The sequence below is a fragment of the Bartonella sp. CL70QHWL genome (assembly GCF_042194855.1).
GTDB lineage: Bacteria > Pseudomonadota > Alphaproteobacteria > Rhizobiales > Rhizobiaceae > Bartonella.
Window position 1 is genome coordinate 55,798 of the sequence record NZ_JBHINJ010000011.1, and the last position, 18,512, is coordinate 74,309.

6 protein-coding genes, 1 rRNA gene and 1 pseudogene are annotated in these 18,512 nt (G+C 36.8%); 2 read left to right on the plus strand and 6 right to left on the minus strand.

What is annotated here, in order from left to right; genetic code table 11:
• Positions 1-2,228 precede the first annotated feature (2,228 nt).
• Entirely contained in the window at positions 2,229-2,633 is a 405-nt protein-coding gene (locus ACFIJZ_RS06420; RefSeq protein WP_273790974.1) for a flagellar protein FlgN, read from the plus strand.
• Positions 2,634-3,039: 406 nt separating this feature from the next.
• On the opposite strand, the gene rrf is transcribed toward ACFIJZ_RS06420, so the two are convergent.
• The 5 genes from rrf to ACFIJZ_RS06445 all read right to left on the minus strand — a co-directional run bounded on the left by rrf (position 3,040) and on the right by ACFIJZ_RS06445 (position 15,235).
• Positions 3,040-3,155 (minus strand): 5S ribosomal RNA (rrf, locus tag ACFIJZ_RS06425).
• Positions 3,156-4,483: 1,328 nt separating this feature from the next.
• Positions 4,484-7,468 carry an autotransporter outer membrane beta-barrel domain-containing protein gene (locus tag ACFIJZ_RS06430; protein ID WP_375631342.1) on the minus strand — a complete coding sequence of 995 codons (2,985 nt, stop codon included), beginning with the start codon at positions 7,466-7,468 and terminating at the stop codon, positions 4,484-4,486.
• Between the two features lie 133 nt (positions 7,469-7,601).
• Entirely contained in the window at positions 7,602-9,680 is a 2,079-nt protein-coding gene (locus ACFIJZ_RS06435) for an autotransporter outer membrane beta-barrel domain-containing protein (protein WP_375631343.1), read from the minus strand.
• 147 nt (positions 9,681-9,827) lie between these two features.
• Entirely contained in the window at positions 9,828-12,245 is a 2,418-nt protein-coding gene (locus ACFIJZ_RS06440; RefSeq protein ID WP_375631344.1) for an autotransporter outer membrane beta-barrel domain-containing protein, read from the minus strand.
• A 518-nt stretch (positions 12,246-12,763) separates the two neighbouring features.
• Positions 12,764-15,235 carry an autotransporter outer membrane beta-barrel domain-containing protein gene (locus ACFIJZ_RS06445; protein ID WP_375631345.1) on the minus strand — a complete coding sequence of 824 codons (2,472 nt, stop codon included), beginning with the start codon at positions 15,233-15,235 and terminating at the stop codon, positions 12,764-12,766.
• A gap of 2,291 nt (positions 15,236-17,526) precedes the next feature.
• Between ACFIJZ_RS06445 and ACFIJZ_RS06450 the strand changes: the two are divergent.
• A pseudogene (locus tag ACFIJZ_RS06450) lies at positions 17,527-18,116 on the plus strand (integrase arm-type DNA-binding domain-containing protein); the annotation flags it as partial.
• Positions 18,117-18,227: 111 nt separating this feature from the next.
• Here the strand turns inward: ACFIJZ_RS06450 and ACFIJZ_RS06455 are convergent.
• The coding region (locus ACFIJZ_RS06455) for an autotransporter outer membrane beta-barrel domain-containing protein (RefSeq protein WP_375631346.1) at positions 18,228-18,512 on the minus strand (285 nt) is incomplete at its 5' end.

Genomic DNA, 18,512 nt, shown 5'->3' on the forward strand with positions numbered 1-18,512 from the left:
AAAGCTTTAAAAGGACTATTGATTGCTTTTGTAAGTTTTGTGTTGCTGGAAACTTTTTTTTCCTGTTATGCTATAAAGCACTGTCATTTATAACGGTAATATAAGGCATATAAGTTTTCTTGGAATGTTTAAGTATTTTTTAGTGTGCGATGAATATTCGTAGGTTTATTTGTTGAGCCTTTCGTTTAAGTGAATCACAAGAGTGGAAGTCAAGAGAAGATCGTTTGACAAAAATTCGGACTGCGTACAGAGCAGATGGAGTTAAGATCTTGGTTCTTTAAGGTGAGCGGAGGAAGACAAAAATGTTTTTTGATCGTTTATCTCATAGCAAGATTGGTTAATGCTGTTCTAATGGGGCATGTTTTGCACAAAAGTAAAGAACGTTCCAAACGAAATATACTTATGTTGTATATTAGTATTGCATATTTATGTACTTGTTTTAAAGAAACATCTCTCAACGCACACGACAGACATTTTACGATGACACTCGTAAATGGTATAACGGTAAATGTGACTAGTATAACAGTAAAGCTCTCGTGAAATAATATAAACTTTGAATAATATAAAAATCTGTAGAATGCTATCATCTTTATACTTATGAAAGAGCAAGTCACAATCATCGTACGCTTGCTTCCAATATTTATTATAGTTCTTGGCATTTGCTAAGGTTCATAAGAGGCATTTTTCTTTCAGCGTATTTTATCAACACATCAGGGCGTTGTTTGTGATGTGCAAGCAAGTGATGTTAATTTATTCAACATGGAATAGATTTGAAATGTGATGATTATGAAAGAGAAGAGCCGCATTTAAAAGGTTAAAAACGAGAGAAAGTTCGTAACAAAAATTGTACCTTGATTATAAAATGATTGTTTCTCTGTTTTTATACTAGTAGCGCATGTAAAGCCGCGATATTAAGAGCAAACTGTTTTATGGAGCGAAATAATCTATAGGAAGATACTGTGGAAATTCTGAAAATATCAATGTGGGGGAGCATTAAGCATTATGCATTGGATAATATTTTGATTTATAATGATAATCTATCGTTACTCAACTTGAATTAGAGCCCTGAATACTGGAATTTTTTTCATTCCAAATTTGTTTCGTGGTGAATTAATCAAAACAATGTCTTTTGCAGTTACAAGCAGGGAGCTCCCATGCGCAGAGAAATTGTACAAGAAAGGCCACGCTTTTATGAACCATCTCAAGTGCCAAGGGTATCAGAACATAAGGGGTTAGAACAATATGTGATGGTGCTGGCTTGCTTCTTTTATTAAGCGTAAAGATGGAAAGTGCTCAATGGATTTTATACATGTCATGGAAGATTTATCATTATACCATTCATGGGCCGCGGCGCGAAATAGGCTTGGGTGCACTTAAGAGATGTTTATTTAAAACAAGCGCGTGAATATGCGATTGAAGACGTATCGAACTGATTGGCTAAGAAACTCTTGAAAAGGTTCAAAAAATCTTATATAGTCGTTCATTGCAAAGAAAAGCGAATGATAACTTAAAAAAGGAAGATTGATGGCTGTTTAGCTATTTTAAGATGTCTTTTTTTATATTGCTGTATGGCTGATCTGTTCAAAAGAGCATTCTTTTTGTGTCTTATGCGAAATACTGCATGTGTGCGGAAAGAGCATGGGAGAGGGGGTGTCTTTTTGAATGGGTGCAAACTGATCTTGTAGGGTGCCATCTTATGGGACGCCAGAAGGTATACAGGTTTAGGTGCAGAGAGAGCCATACGGTTATGGAGGGTAAAATGCTGCTATCGGTAAAATGCTGAAATTTTTAATGGGCTTACGTTTTTATATGCTGCAAGATAGGCTGCGGGTTTTTGTCGGCAGATAGTTTTTGTGGCCGAAGTTTTCGTGAGAGCATTGTTGTTTTCTGTTGAAGACGTACTGGTGATAAAATAGGCAAAGATAAAATCGGTAAAGCGAAATAGACAGAACAAATATGGAAGTTTCGATATTGTCGTAAGGTTTGAGTTTATAGCGTTTTGATGAATTAGTATAGCCGCAATGATGGTTTTGGAGCAAAGCAAGAAAAATATTTGAAGAGAATGCGTTGAAAGTTGAAGTGGTATACGCTTTGAAGGATTGTCGTGCTGTTGTTTGAGCAATGTTTGCACCACGAGCTTGGTTGAGTGTATCAGCATTGAAGAGAACCTGTTTAATCTCCCTCATTTGAAAGTAAGATTGAACAATAGTGTTGAAGGGGAAGTAAAAATGTCTGTAGTGCAATATGGTGATGATAGTTTTGCAGCAAAAGCAAAAGTTCTTGATAATAATCTTATTGATCGTGATTGGGCGATGACAAAATTTGTTGCTGCTGTTAAAGGATTAGCTCAAGTTGTTGATTATGAAAGCAATATGCTAGAGAGCAGTGGTGTTCCAGATTACGAAGAAATAAATTTGCGTAAAATACGTGGTTTGCGTGATCTTAATAAATCCATGAGTGATGTGAAGCGCTACATGAATCAAGATATTGAGCATGAGGTTGAAAGTTTGTTGTCTGATTTACAAGAAAAATTACAGCGTAATAGTGAATTACTTCAAACACATTTAAATGCAGTTAATGATCTTTCTAGAGCTATACAACTATCTGGACGTGCAAAAGAAATAGAGGAATGATCAAATCTGCTTAATACGGGCTGTTCTAAGTCATGACAATGATTAGGTAGGGCAGTTGATTTGGATAAATAGTGCGTTTAGTGAGTAGACTTGTTTTAAGTGCATTTGGGTATTTAAATTATTATCCTGTTGTACTGTAAAATGCTGTTCTTAAAACAGTGTCTTTTAAGGTGTAGTGATGTGAACCGCATGCTTTGGGAAACTGGCTGAAAGAGAACTCAGAGAAGGCGGATTATTTACAGAGAATTGTTTGCAGACTAAGTTAATAGGGGGCTTCATTTTTTAGTTTAGGGAGAGGCCGATCAAGAGGATATTTAGACCAGCCTGTGATGCCTTAAAAACAGCTTCCTTGGGGCTGTGGTAATGTAAGGTTCATACATTAGAGTCTTTTGCATGCATTTAGCAGATCTGGCAGCGACTTACTCTCCCGTGCCTTAAGGCAAAGTACCATCAAGCGTTGGAGCGTTTCACGGCCGAGTTCGGGATGGGATTTGGTGCATTCACTCCGCCATAACCACCAAGTCAGCAAAAAGCATGAATGATGAAGAGTATGTGATGAGTATTGCCTATAAGCCTCATGGAGTATTGTCCTTTGAAGTGTGGTGATATGAAGCGGTTCGTTGTTTAAATCTATATGTTTGAGATAAAAATTAAAGCGGTTTAGTATTTTCTTTCTGCTGTTTTTAGTTTTTGTATGTCAGATTGGAGAGAGCATCCAGATTTGAGTGGATATATTGCGTATATCTTTGTTGGCGTAATATTTGAAATGGGGCGGCAATCTCATTGTGAAAGAATAAAGGGGGAGAAATCAGCTTCCCTCTGTCCTGCCGTCTTTTAATTTAGCTTTATGTCTTTCAAAAGTATCTAAAGCACTATCTGTTAAATAATGAAGATTACGTATTGTTTCACGCTTTTTTTATTGTGTTTTTTACTGGGGGCACGTCCTTTATGCACGACAAAATGCTCAAAATAGAATGGATTTGTTATTCCTAATTCACGGCCTTGTTTTAAAGAGATATCTAAGCTCTCAAGTCTATTTCGTGATGGTGTTTGTGGGGCGGCGCAACGACATCTTTGATGCAACGGCGCTTGTGAATGGTATAATAAAAAGTCCCCATGGAAATAATATAAAATCTATAGGGTACGACCATCTTTATGCTTAATAAAAGAGCAATTTGATATTGTTATATTCTTTGCTTTCTTCCAATGTTGCTACAGCCCTTAGCACTTGAGATGGTTTATTAGAGGCATTTTTAATCCTTTCTTAATAGTTTTTTATCCCTATGGCTCTTCCCCCTTGTCACTTGCAAGAGATATGGTTTTGGTTGATTCAACATGGAACAGGTCTAAAATGAAAGAATCTTACGATATTCTGGATTCTCATTTAACATGCAAAACAATTAATTGTCTTTATAAATCAAATGCTTGTCTTATGATGGAGTTGCTGTAGCATTGAGATTTTAGAGGAAAAACATGCCTTTAAGAATTTATACCAGATACTAAGTCTTTATAGCAGGTATATTAAATGCACATCATCTAAAATAAATAGAGCGTCCACAGCGAAGAAGGGGCTGACTTTTTTAAAAATATGCATGAATGCTTATTCTGTTGTGCTGTAAAAACATCATCGCTTGAGGTGTGGTGATATAAGACATAAAACTTTATGGGGTATTTTGATGAGAGAATGCTAAGATATTCAGTTTTTTATTCAATATGCAAAAGAAATATTATAAGTCAAAATCTTCTTTGATGTGATAATGATTTTTGAGAATTTAAAAATATATATAAATTTAAATAAAAAAGCAGCACTTTGTGCTGCTTTTTTATTTAAGTTAAAATTAACTTCTGCTTTAGAAACGATAACGTATTCCGCCAGACAAATTGGTGCCAGATACACCGGCTTTTTGCAGTTTTTGCCGATAGCTGATATCGGCGTTTAGTACGATATTTTGAGAAAGATATGCGTTCACCCCCATGCCTCCCTCAACTGAAGAGCCGGTAGGATCAACATGAAAGGTATCAGCAATTTTTATTGTTTTACCATCGCCAAAAGTTCTGATAACATTCATTTTACCATAGAAGGAAACAGCCTTGTTTTCTTCAACAGCCATTATCGTTTTTGTTAAACGTCCACCAAAACGGATCAACCATTGATGTGGATTGCCCATGTCTACTTTTAAGCCATTGGTATCTGAGAAAATATCAAACATGAGATTTTGATAAATGAATTGAGCTTGTGGTTCAAAGACCAGCCCTTTTGTATTGGTTGCTAATTTCTGACCAATGGTTGCAGATATATTAAGCATCTCGGTACCATCCAATTTTGCGGCATTCCCAACAAGAGCCGTGGTAATATTTCCTTTTAAGGTTCCGTAAGAAAGAAGTGTGTTTAGATATATACCATTGCTATGTTGGATGCTGCTGTAAGCGGCAAGAGACCATTTATCAAGAGTTGTCTTTTCAGAATCTTGCATCTCTTTGGGCGTAAAGGCAAGTTTTCCGTATGTTCCTAAAAGACCAAAATGTGTGCTTATGTCTTTACCTTCCAAGGCGGCTAATATGACACCTATTTGTAAAGCAGTATAGTTTACATCAGCACCATAGCCATAATGTAATGGATCGCGGTTGGAAGATAAGGTGACTTTCTCGCCGTAGGAAGAGAAAAAGATACCATTTTTTTTATTGTCTTTTGCCCCAAATACTATTGTGCGCATATTATCTAACAACGTGTTTTGATTGTTTACATCAGTAAATCCAGCAGAAAACAAAGTATTAGATATGGTTAAATAGTTTGCTACCTGTGGTAAAAGGGCTCGAACCTTTTTATCCTTATCAATGTAGGCATTCTGTAAGCGAAAATCCCAGAAATTACTGTTTTTACCAAAAAGATTTTGGCTCTCATGAGATGTTCCAGGTTTATAGCCTGTAAGTACATACTTATAAGGTTGTTTCCCTATTGTCATATAGTTTCCTGCTAACGTGAAGGAATTTTCATTTGCTTGTCCGGAAACTTGAATGATTGAAATCCCATGTGTCCCTAAAGGAAGTGACGCCATGCGTTCTTCCCAAACAGCAGAGCTATCGGTTATTTTTTTATCTGTTTCTTGGAGATTGATGTGAACAACAGTACTCCCTGAGACATCACCATTAATCACAATGCGATCAGTCTGTTGCTCCGTGATAGGAGAATGTTTATTCCATTGAGTGTTTACATAAATTTCTGCAATACCTGTTGTACTATAAACCGCTGCTGTGTGGGTCGTTTCGTCTTCTTGCGAAAGATTAGGTCCTATAAACAGAGTTTGATAATGTCCCTCCATTGGCTTGTCAAACATAATGACACTGTCTGTAAGGTGCAATTCAGAAAGATTAGAGTATGATTTTTCATCAACATCAAACTGTCTATAGTCATTTAAAATATTATCATTATTTGTGGCATTTTTATTCGCCTTTAAAAGCCATTTCGTCCCCTCTTTTAGATCAAAAACTGTTCTATTATCTTTAGAAGTTCTTACCCGACCTTCTAAAGAAGAGTGGTCTGCAACTAATGTAATAGTGTTTGTGGAGGCACTTTCGTTCTTGATATTTTTTAATAAAATATCGGCATGGACTTCTGAATTTTTAAGGTTGACTTCTCCGTCTACGCCTGTTCCATAAAGGTTGATACCGCTACCATGTTCAACAAAAAGCTTTGTATTCTCTAGAGTTACTTTATCTTTATTAGGAATAGCTTGTTCTTGAACGGCGTTGGCATTTCTTTCAGCATTGCGTGTATATTGTTTTCTAGGGGTATAGTATTGATTATTGCGGAAAATAATACCGTCTGCTTCATGATTTCCCGTGACATGTACGCTTGAATCCTTAAGTTTGATTGTGCCCCTCATGTTTAGCAAACCAGCTGTTTCTGCTGTTGCAGTAATACCTGTAGCATCAATTTCTCCACCATCTGATACGCTTAGTGCAACAAAACGTGCATCAACTGTTCCCCCTATCATGTTGACTTTTGAATTATTTCCATCTGCATGTACAGCAAAACCATTGTCTTGAATTTTTTTGTTATGTAGCGTTATGGTCTTACCGTTTGTAGCCTCAACTCCAGAGCTTATATCCTCAGTTTGTGCAGGTTTTTCAGGTTGTTTTGTTGGCGATATTGGTTTTTCAAGCTCTGATTTTGCAGATACCTTTTGTGTTGAGGCAGATTGCACGGGCGCTGGTTTTACAGATTTTGGCGGTACCGGTAATGCTGATTGTCCAGTTTCTAGCCTTAAAGATATTGGCTGTGCGAGTTCTGGTTCTTTAGGCGTTGGCGATAGCTCTGTTGTTAGTCTTGTAGCTTCCGTGCTTGTAGGTTCTGACTGTGAGGATACAGCAGAATTTTCGGGCGTTTTTTTTCTGGAAGAGTTTGTAGAAGAGGATGGCGCCCCTGAACGTCTTCTAGATTTTGCTTCCATTCCTGTCGTTGAAGCTGTTCTTATCGCTGGAGATTGTGTAATAGTGTCTTGTGTGGCTGTAGGGGTAGATTGTACATCTTCTGTATTTACTTCAAGTTGCGTTTTTGGAGGTATAGTGCTTGTGGAAGTAGGCGTTGTAGATTCACTCCCTGTAGGAGAAGAGCTTCTGGTTGTTCTTGTAGACCTAGATGTTGAAGGTGGATACGAAGATGATGCATTTGAATAGGGATTAGAAGGTCTGGATGCACCTATTTGATGAGTGGGTTGCAGAGAAGAGAGAGCTATCGTAGGTTGTGTATTCGTATCATGAAGAGCATTAGACAAGCTGGTGGAAGAACAAAACAGAACTCCAGAAACTGTGTATAGTAAAAAACTTTTTTTCATATGGATGTATTCCTAAATGTTTCCCCTCTCTTAATAGAAGATAAAACCTTGGCCTCATTATGTTTATTTTGTAAGAGACAAAACGAAACATAATGAGAGCACGTTATATTTCAAGATAGGAATATAAGTATTTTTAAAAGTGATAGCGCATTCCAGCGGAAATATTTATTGCAGAGATGCCATCTTTTTTGAGTTTATGTTGATAGCTGAGATCACTATGAAGCTCGATATTTTGCGATAAGTGCGCCTGAATACCAAAACCACCTTCGATTAAAGATTCCATAGCAGCAAACGGAAAGTTTTCACTAAAAGTGTTGATCATGTTCAGTTTGCCGTAGAAGGAAAGGGCATGGCCTTTGTTTTGTGTCAAACGTCCACCAATACGGATCAACCATTGATGAGGTTTGCTTATGTCTATTTTAGAGTTATCGCCATCTGATTTAGAGTTATCGTCATCTGAGAAAGAACTCCTATCTGATAAAGAACCAAGCATGAGACGTTGATACACAAGTTGTGCTTGCGGTTCTAGGATTACACCTTCCAAACTGGTTGACAGTTTTTGACCAATAGTTGCCGCGGCTCCTAATGTTTTACTATTCTTCACTTTTGAGGTATGTTTGATGAGAGCTGTGGCGTTATCTTCTTTGAAAATTCCATAAGAGAGAAATGCACTTGCATAGATGCCACTGTCATGCTGAATATTTCCATATGCGGTGAGTGACCATTTATCAAACATATTTTTTTGAAAGCTCTCCTTGTTTTTAGGAGTAAAAGATAATTTTCCGTATGTTCCGAAAAGGCCAAAGTTGCTGCTGATATTTTTATCTTTTAGCGCTATTAATGTTGCTCCTGCTTGCAATGCAGCATAGCGAATATCTGCTTGGACACCATCTTGTTCTGCTTGAACCTTGGAAGAAAACGTGCTCTTATTGCCATAAGAGGATAAGAAAACGCTTCTTTCTGGATGATCTTTGGGTTCAAACATTGTTATTTGCATATTGTCTAACAAGATATTTTGATTGTTGACATCACTAAACCCAACAGCAAACATCGCGATAGGCATGACTAAAGAGCTTTCTTTTTGTGGTGTAAGAATTGTTCTTTTTGCTGTCCCTTCAAGAGAAGTAGAAGTTGCGGTTGCTTTATCATCATCTGTAAGTTTAGAGGTGCTCTCTGTAGCCGCGGTAGCGGTATTTCCAACTTTTGGGAGCAAATTCATATGCGCTTTTTCGGATGGAAGAGTCGTTTTCGATTCCGAGGAAGTGGTGTTTGTTTGGGGATCAATATCAGATTGCGAATTTTCATTTATTTTAGGCTGTCTCATTCCATGATCTGTTCTTGTGAATGAATTGTCCTTTGAATTATCCTTGTGTTGGGCAGCAACATGAGCGGGTGGTAATTTATCACTAGAGCGTCTTTGTCTTGTACTGGAGACAATAAGAGGTTGTCTATTCTCTTCAGATGAAGGAGAGGTTATATCTCCTTTTCTCTCCACGTTGGTTATTTCATTATTGTTCAAAGCTTCTAATACCGCTTTGCGTAAAGTATTGGAAAGTTCCTTGTTGTGTTCTTGTAAAGCACTATCTATTTGTACTGCTTTATTTTGCAGTTCAAACCAATTATGATTGTCTTGGCTCACCCATTGTTGGCGCGCGGTATTAAAACGCTGTTGATTATCAGCATCAAGAATTTTTTCTGCTTGCACGGCATCGGAAACTACTTTGTCGTAGCCACGTAATAAATTTTCTCTTGTTTTTAATCGGTTCTGACGTAATTGTTCAAGGTATGCTATGGCTTTCATCATATGTTGCATATCCAGATGGTGTTTGTTTGCCATGGCTTGGGCACGTATATTATCCACTTCGTGGTTCACCACGTTCATATGTGCATCAGAACCGTAACGACTTTCACCTGCAAAAGAGTTGTTAATCGTATCTCTTACACGATCCATATGATTTTCAAGTGCTTGGTTGAAGTGCGAATTATCTTCCATCATGGCGCCAGAGGCTATCTTCTCAAGATTTTTTTCTGCTTGTGTTGGTGTGTTTATTGAATCAATGGCATGGCGATATTGTTCAGGTAATTTCATGATCCCTTCAAGAGCATGGCGTTCCTGGTGGCTTAGACCAGAGTCGGTGCTGGTAGATGTGAAATTAAAAGAAGAAAAAAATAAAGCACAAGCGGCTGTACATAACAAAATATTCTTATGCATAGAGATGTTCCTTAAGATATTTTCTTTGTTTTGCTAAAAATGAACCACTTTTTGACACATTGCGTTTTTTTGTAATGTAGCAAAATATAAGCAGCACTGTTTTTCATCTCAGCGCTGCTTACGCGTCAAAATAGAGAGCTAAGATTTCTAAAAGCGATAACGCATTCCACCGGAAAAATTAATTCCAGAGAACCCAGCTTTTTGAAGTTTATGTTGGTAATTAACGTCAGCATGAAGTGCGATATTTTTAGAAAGCTGCGCGTTAATGCCAAGCCCACCTTCAAGGGACGAGCCCATAGAATCGAGATGGAAAGATTCCATAACATCGATAGTGCGCTTCTCACCAAAAGCTTTGATGACATTCAATTTACCATAAAAAGAAAGAACACGATCTTTTTCAATAGGAAGCATTGTTTTTGTTAAACGCCCTCCAATACGAACCAACCATTGATGAGGGGGCTTTATATTAACTTGGAAGCCATCAATATCTGAAAGAGTGCCAAAGGCAATATGTTGATAAATAAGTTGTGCTTGTGGTTCAAATGACACTCCTTCAACACCAGTTGCTAGTTTTTGTCCAACGGTAGCTGATATATTTAATGTATCCGTATTGTTTAATTCTGTGGTGTTGCCGATAAGGGCTGTTGTAATATGTCCGTTTAAAATGCCGTAAGAGAAAAGTGCATTAACATAGAGACCACTGTCATGGTGGAGGTTCCCATAGGCCGTAAAGGACCATTTATCCAGTATGCTTTTGTCAGAACCTTCCATATCCTTTGGCGCAAAAGCGAGCTTTCCATATGTGCCTAAAAGACCAAGATTCGCGGTCATATTTTGATTTTCTAACGTTGCTAATGTCATGCCTGCTTGTATAGCAGCATAGTGAACATTAGCACCATAACCATATTCCAATGGACTACGGCTGGAAGATAACGTCATCTTGTTGCCATAAGTCGATAAAAATATCCCTTTCTGTTTATGACCTTCTAATCCGAAAACTGTTGAGTGCATATTATCTAACAGTATATTTTGATTATTTATATCAGCCAAGCCAGAGGAGAATATTGCATTATGCATAACCAAATAGCTTGCCATTTGAGGAACAAGAGCTTTGATCTTTCCTTCATCATCGAGAGTAGCACTTTGCAAGCGGAAATCCCAGAAATTCTCATTTTCTTCCAAGGGAGCTTGTCCGTTGTTTTCTTTTCCAAGAGATGATGCATTGGTATTTTGCGCATCTTGCTTTTTTGATTCTTGTGGTATTGCGCTTAAATGACTTTGTGCCCTATCAGCTTTCCCACGGCTGGATGTTGGTCCATAGCCATAGAGTATGTATTTATAGGGTAATCCATCCATTGTGGTGTAGCCATTTGCCAGCGTGAAGGCGGTTTCTTCTGCTTTTCCAGACACTTGAACAAGTGAGAGACCACGCGCATTCAAAGGAATTGAATCTTCTTCATCATCGAATGGTTCTGCATGCTTTGAAAGATTGTTGAAATAGATCGTTGTGGTGCCTGAGACATCACCATGAACAAGAACACGGTCAGTTTTTTGTTGTTCTTTTGTAAGACCATTACTCCATTCGGTATTAAAGTAAATCCTTGCGTTGCCCAATGCATTGTAAACCGTTGTTGCATCGGAGCTTCTGTTTTGCTCTGCTTTTTGTGGATGTCTTCCTACATGCAAGGTTTGATAATGATTGTCTGCTAGTTTATGCGGCGCATTAAATATGATAGAGCTATTATTAAGGTTTAGGACTGAAACGATTGATTGTGCTCGTTGCTTAAGATCAAGGAGCTTGTAATCAAATAGACTAAAACTATCTTCCAATTCAAATAGACTAATTTTTAAATGCCACTTGCTGTTATTGTTTAGGGTGAAAACCGTTGTATTTTGAGGAAACGTTTTGGCTCTTCCTTCCATAATCGAATTATCAGCGTCTAATGTAAAAGTAGTAGGTTGAATCTTGAAGAAGGGTAAAACGTCATTCTTTAATAACATATCAGAACGAATTTCTGAGTTTTTAAGGTACACTGCATTAGCAACAGCTTTGGAATAATAAGGTCCGAAAATACCTACACCGTCGTTTACAAGAAGTTTTGTATTATTGAGGATTGCTTTGTTTACAACTTCTTCTCCTTCTTTTATTGTAGAGCTTGCAATATAACCAAAGTTGATACCATAGGCTTTGCCGTGGCCTATGACGTTTAATGTTGAATCTTCAATATGGATTGTGCCGTTTGTGAGTGACAAACCATGCTCTTTTGCCTCTCCCACAATTCCTTTGGCATTAATTTGACCACCTGATGTTGCAGAAAGCAAAGTAAAGCCTGAGTGCATTACTGAGTTTGTAATGGCAATATGACCTTTCTTAGCAACCACGGCATCATACTTACCACGAACAAAAACATTATGAAGGCTCTTCTCTTCTCCATTAGCTACTTGGACCGTAGGAATTTCAAGAGGTTGTTTATTTGCATAAGTTGGAGCAAAATGAGAAAAAATGAAAGTTCCAGCAATTGTACATAACAAAAAATTTTTCTTATAAATATATTTCTTACACATAGATATGCCTTTAGTATTTGGTATGCTTTGATGCTTACTTCATTCCCCTGATGGCGCAAGTACCCGATCAGTTTTTTATATCATTACGTTTTTATTGTAAATAACAAAACGAATTATATTTATGGTGTTCTCTATGATTTAAAGTTTTTTAAAGAAAAGCGTTTTTCATGGTCATAAAAAGTCGGGAAAAATGGACTTCATAAAATCGAGCTTGATAAGTATTTTTGTTTTAAAGTGCTAAAAATCAAAATATTTTGTATTTTTTATCGATATACAATAATTTTTATTGAATCCATTCGATTTTTATAAATCAAAAAGGCAGCTCTCTAAAGACTTCAACAGTCATTAAGAGATAAAGAGTTTTATTGCATTTGGTTTGAATGAAATTAATCCTTTCAAGAAAGCTGTATAGAAAGAACCATCATTGATGCCTCTTTCCGAAAGATTGAAAAAAGCAGCACATTCGTACTGCTTTTTTATTAAAAATGAATAGACTATAAATTGTTTTTTGCTTTTTCTTAAAACTGGTAGCGTATTCCACCTGAAAAGCTTGCTCCTGATATACCAGTTTTTTGAAGCTTATGTTGATAGTTAACATCAGCATGAAGGGCGATATTTTGTGATAATTGTGCATTTATACCAAGTCCACCTTCAAGGGCAGCTCCCATAGAATCAAGGTGGAATGGTTCACCAATCTGTATGGTGCCATTGTTAGAAAAAGCTTTAACAATATTCAATTTACCATAGAAAGAAAGCATACTGCCTTTTTCAATAGAAATCGTCGTTTGTGTTAAGCGCCCACCAACACGCACTAACCATTGATAAGGATTTCCCATATCTACATCAAACCCATCGACATCTGAGAGTGTGCCAAGCATGAGACGCTGATAAACAACTTGTGCTTGTGGTTCAAAGACCAATCCTTTCGTACTGGTTTCGAACTTTTGTCCAATGGTCGCCGATGCACTGAATGTATCAGCGTTTTTCAATTCTGCAGTCTTTCCTATGAGAGCTGTGGTGATATCTCCCTTGAGCATTCCATAGGAAAAGAGAGCATGGATATATGTACTATTATTATGGTGCAGTCCACTATATGCAGCAATTGACCATTTATTGAGTGTACTCTTGTCAGCACCTTCCATGTCTTTTGGGGTGAAAGCTAATTTCCCATATGTCCCGAAAAGCCCCACATTGGTGGTCATATTTTGATCTTCTAGAGCTACTAATGTAAAGCCTGCTTGTAAAGAAGCATAGTGAATATCGGCACCATAGCCATATTGTAATGGCGTACGGTGAGAGGATAATGTCATTTTATTGCCATAAGTCGAGAAGAAGATCCCTTTGTTTTTATGATTTTTTTTCTCAAAGCCTGTTTCTTGTATCGTGTTCAGTAAAGTGTTTTGATTGTTTACATCAGCCAGTCCAGCTGAGAATAGTGCGTTAGGCATGGACAAATAGCTTGCCACTTGAGGAACGAGAGCTCTGATCTTTCCTTCATCATCGAGCGTTGCACTTTGCAAGCGGAAATCCCAGAAATTCTGATTTTCTCTCAAATGGTTTTGTATGCTCCCTATTTGCTCAGAATTTGGTGTTGATTCAACTTTTATATTATTCTCACTCCTTAAAGCTATTCCGCCAAATGCAGCGAAGGTCGTGTCGGTTTTTGAGTCCTTTTCTTGTGATTGTTGACTTACTTCTCCTAAATGGCTTTGTGTGCTCTCTGCTTTTCCAAGACGTGATGTCGGTCCATAGGCATTTAAGACATATTTATAAGGCAAGCCGCCCATTGTGACATAGCCATTTGCTAGTTTGAAGGCATTTTTATCTGTTTTTCCAGATACTTGAATGAGCGACAGTCCACGCATATTCGCGGGAATAGAAGCTTCTTCTTTTGATGACACACCTTTTGAAAGGCTATTGAAACTAATTGTTGTGGTGCCTGTTACATCTCCATGGATAAGAAGGCGGTCCGTTTTTTGTTGTTCTCTTTCTAAACCATCACTCCATTCTGTATTGAAATAAATCCTTGCATTGCCTACTGCATTATAAACGGTTTCTATAGCGGAGTCCCTGTTTTCATGTGGATTAGGGAGCTCAATTGTCCGTCCTACACTCAAGGTTTGATATTGACTCTTTGCCAGCCTATGTGGCGCATTAAACACAATAGAGCTATTATTGAAGTTCAGTACTGAAACGGTAGACAGCGCTCGTTGCTTAATGTCATGGAGTGCATAATTAAATGAACTAAAATCACGATTTATGTCGTATTGACTTACATTTAAATACCATTTGCTATTGTTGTTTAAATTAAAAACAGTCGTATTTACTGCTAAGGTTCTTGCTCTTCCTTCTATAATCGAATTATCGGCAGTTAATACGAAAGTCACAGGATGAGGATCTGAATCTGTTTTCTTTTTTACATTGTTTTGTAATAATACATCAGAACGAATTTCTGAATTTCTAAGTTGAACTTCGGCAACAGACTTTGAAGATGACGGTCCTAAAATACCGACACCATTTCTCACAAGAAGTTTTGTATTGTTAAGAATTGCCTTATTGATAACTTCTTCACCATCTTTCAGATAATTTATGCTATGAAAAACAATACCGGATTTTCTTTTGGTTTCTATGAATGAATCTTCAATGTTAATGATACCGTTTTCAATTGATAGACCAGTATCCAAGGCATTGACTTTCACTTCTTTAGCATTAATACGTCCACCTTGTGATGCAGCAAAAGCAAACGAAGCTGAATGTATTGTTGAGTTTGTAATTGTGGCAATTGCTTTTTCTTTGGCATACACTGCGCTCGGTCCATTGCGGATAAAAACATTATTAAGAGTTTTTTCTTCTCCTTTCTCCAGCTTAAACTCACTAATAATTTCAGGAGGTTGTCTATTTGCATAAGTTGGAGCAAAATGAGAAAAAATGAAAGTTCCAGCAATTGTACATAACAAAAAATTTTTCTTATAAATATATTTCTTACACATAGATATGCCTTTAGTATTTGGTATGCTTTGATGCTTACTTCATTCCCCTGATGGCGCAAGTACCCGATCAGTTTTTTATATCATTACGTTTTTATTGTAAATAACAAAACGAATTATATTTTATGGTGTTCTCTATGATTTGAAGTTTTGCTTCAGAAAAACTTGTTCATGATCATAAAAAGTCGAGAAAAGTGGATTTCATAAAACCTAGCTTGGTTAAGCTTATGCTAAAAGCACTATGAAGTATGATATTTAAAAACTGTCTATTAAAGATAATCGCTATAAAAGCTCTATCGCATTGAGATGTATTATTTGATGTACTCACCAAAACGATCAGAAAATTTTCTCTGCTAGAAGAAGTGATGAGGGGGCTATTCACAGGCTTTCTTTAAAGAAGCTTTTCCTTAAGGGTAGCAAAGTCCATTTTTCTAAGGTCGCACAGCCCATTTCGCGATGGTTTTCATGAATGCTATAACGCTAAAGCTATAGAGTCCCATCATCTTTATACTTACGAAGGAGCAAGCCGATACCTTTACGGCTTAATAAAAGAGCAACCCCATTACATACTTTGCTAGCTCCCAATGTTGTGTGGATAGCCTTTGGCACTTGAGGCGGTGCATGAGAGGAATTCTTAGGCTTTTCTTATATAACTTTGCTTCACACGCCAGTCCCGCTTGTAATGTGTAAGTGAATGATTTTGATTAGTTCAACATGGAACAGATTTTAAATGAGAGAAATTTACGATATTCAGAACTCTAACTCAATGAAAGTAACGCTAAATTATCATTATAAATCAATATTTTGAATATTTCATTTAAAACATCTTTTATTGATACAAAAAGAACTTTATTGAGTTATTTCATTTTATAAATGAAAAAATTAGCTTTTTTGAGCGTTTTGTATGTGAAAGATAAAGCGCTTGTTGTTAGATTTTCTTTTCATGCATTAATTTTCTCAAAACTGTTTGTTTAGAAGAACCAGCAATGGAAGTGTAAATAAATCTTTATAGATAGCGACAACACATCGTAAAGAAAGAATTTATTTTATTGCTATAATAGATTGTAAATAACAAAAAAATACACTCCGTTTTTTGTTAATAGTAAACGGATCAATATGCTTATTTTTTTATAATTTTATATTAAAATTGGTAGTGTATTCTATCAGAAAAACTTGTCTCGGCTATACGTCTTTTAAAATTTTTTCTGATAGTTTACATCAATATAGAAGGTTAAATTGTGAGATAACTGTGTATTGTGCTAAACGCACCTTTAATGGCAGGATCTATCGGATTAAGGTAAAAATGAATACCAATCTGTTTAGTATCATCAATATCAAAGTTTTTTAAGGAAGTTCACTTTCTCATACAAGGATGGGGTACGATCTTCTACGGTCCTAACAATAGTTTTTGTTAGATACCTACCTATCCGGACTAACTGGGGAGGCTGTCTGATTTAATTTTAAGATCATCAATATGTTAAAAGTTGGTAAAAATCAAATCCTTAGCACACAAATTATGTTCGTGGTTCAAAAGGTTAGTTCTCTGATTATTCTTTGCAAATTTTTGACAAATGATTGTTGAGGCAATTAACATTTTTACAGCATAACTTTAATAGTATTTTTTATAGAAGTTTTAGAGATATCTGCTGTACAGATATCACAAGGGAAGAGTGTAGCCATATGAAAACACCATTATGCTCTGTTATATTGTAAGCTATGATTGATGATTTATCCAGTGTGCTTTTTTTCATTTTTCTAATATCATCTTTGCTTGGACAGCTCTATGGCGCATATTAGCACCATATCTACCTTCAAAGAGGAGCATAATTGAACGGTAAAGTTGTTGTACTTCCATAAGTGAAAAAGCAAGAAATCTTCTATTTTTTAAGATTTATTCTTAATGCTGTTATCTTTATATTATCTAAAAATACACTTTTTTAGCTTTATGGGCAAATTCGATGATGAATAGCTGCGCAACCCATGTGAAGAGGAGGAAAATTGTATTTAAGTAGAAAAGAAAACACTTCAGGAAAAAATGGATTTCATGTTCGAAAAGGCTGCATACTTTGTGACATATTCTAGATAAAAATACCTTATCTTTTATCTTGATAAAAATGGTATAATGTAATGATTTATAAAGATAATTTATCGGTACTTTCATTGAATTAGAGTTCTGAATAACGTAAGATTTTCTCATTTTAAACCTGTTTGTCTTAAATCAAGAAAAACCATTCTCTTGCACACCACAAGCGGGGCTGGCGTGTGGGTAAAAAATGTATAAGAAAGGACTAAAAATGGCTCTTATGAATCGTCTCAAGAGCCAAGGGCTTTAGCAACACCCACGAGCTGGAAAATATAATGATGGTGCCGGATTGCTCCTTCACAAACGTAAAGATGGTGGTACTCAATGGCTTTACCGTTATATCTTTCACGGGGGGCGCTGTTGCTAAATGGACTTGGGTGCCTTGAGAGATGTTTCTTTAAAACAAGCTCGTGAATTGGCAACTGGGTGGCGTGCTGTTTTACGTGAGGGGCGTGCCCCCATTAAAGAACGTGAGAAACGAAAACGTGAGGCAATGCGTAATCTCCATTACTTAAAAGACATTGCCTTAGATGCTTTTGAAAGTTGTAAAGCTGAATTAAAAATGATGGTAAAGATGGAAACGGGTTTTCACCTTTAAAACTCCATATTCTCCTCAAATTAGGCTGTTTGCCTATTTCAGAGATTACACAAACAGAAATACGCAATATCCTCGCTCCCATCTGTCATACAAAAGCTGGAGCTGCTAATACAGCACTGATGCGTCTAAAGCTTTGGTTTAAACATGGGCGTTGCGCGTGGATGTTGATTTTACAGGCAGTAGAAAAAGCAAGGGCTCTCTTAAGGAGGGATAGTGTAGTGTTATTAGTATTTATAAAGCGAAAAGGCAGCATATTGTGGCTGCCTTTTTTGTTAATGCATAGAAAAGAAATACGCTGTTTTGACAGTTTTGTTTTAAAACTGATAGCGTATTCCTCCTGAAAAGCTTGCACCACTTATACCAGTTTTTTGAAGTTTTTGTTGATAACTGACATCACCATGAAGGGAGAAATTGTGAGACAGTTGCGCATTAATGCCAACGCCGCCTTCAATTGCTGGTCCCATAGGATCAAGGTCAAAATCTCTGCCAATCTGGATGGTACCATTATCACCAAAGGTTTTAATCAAGTTTACTTTTCCATAGAAAGACATCGGACGGTTGTTTTCAGTGGAAATGGTTTTTGTCAAACGTCCACCAAC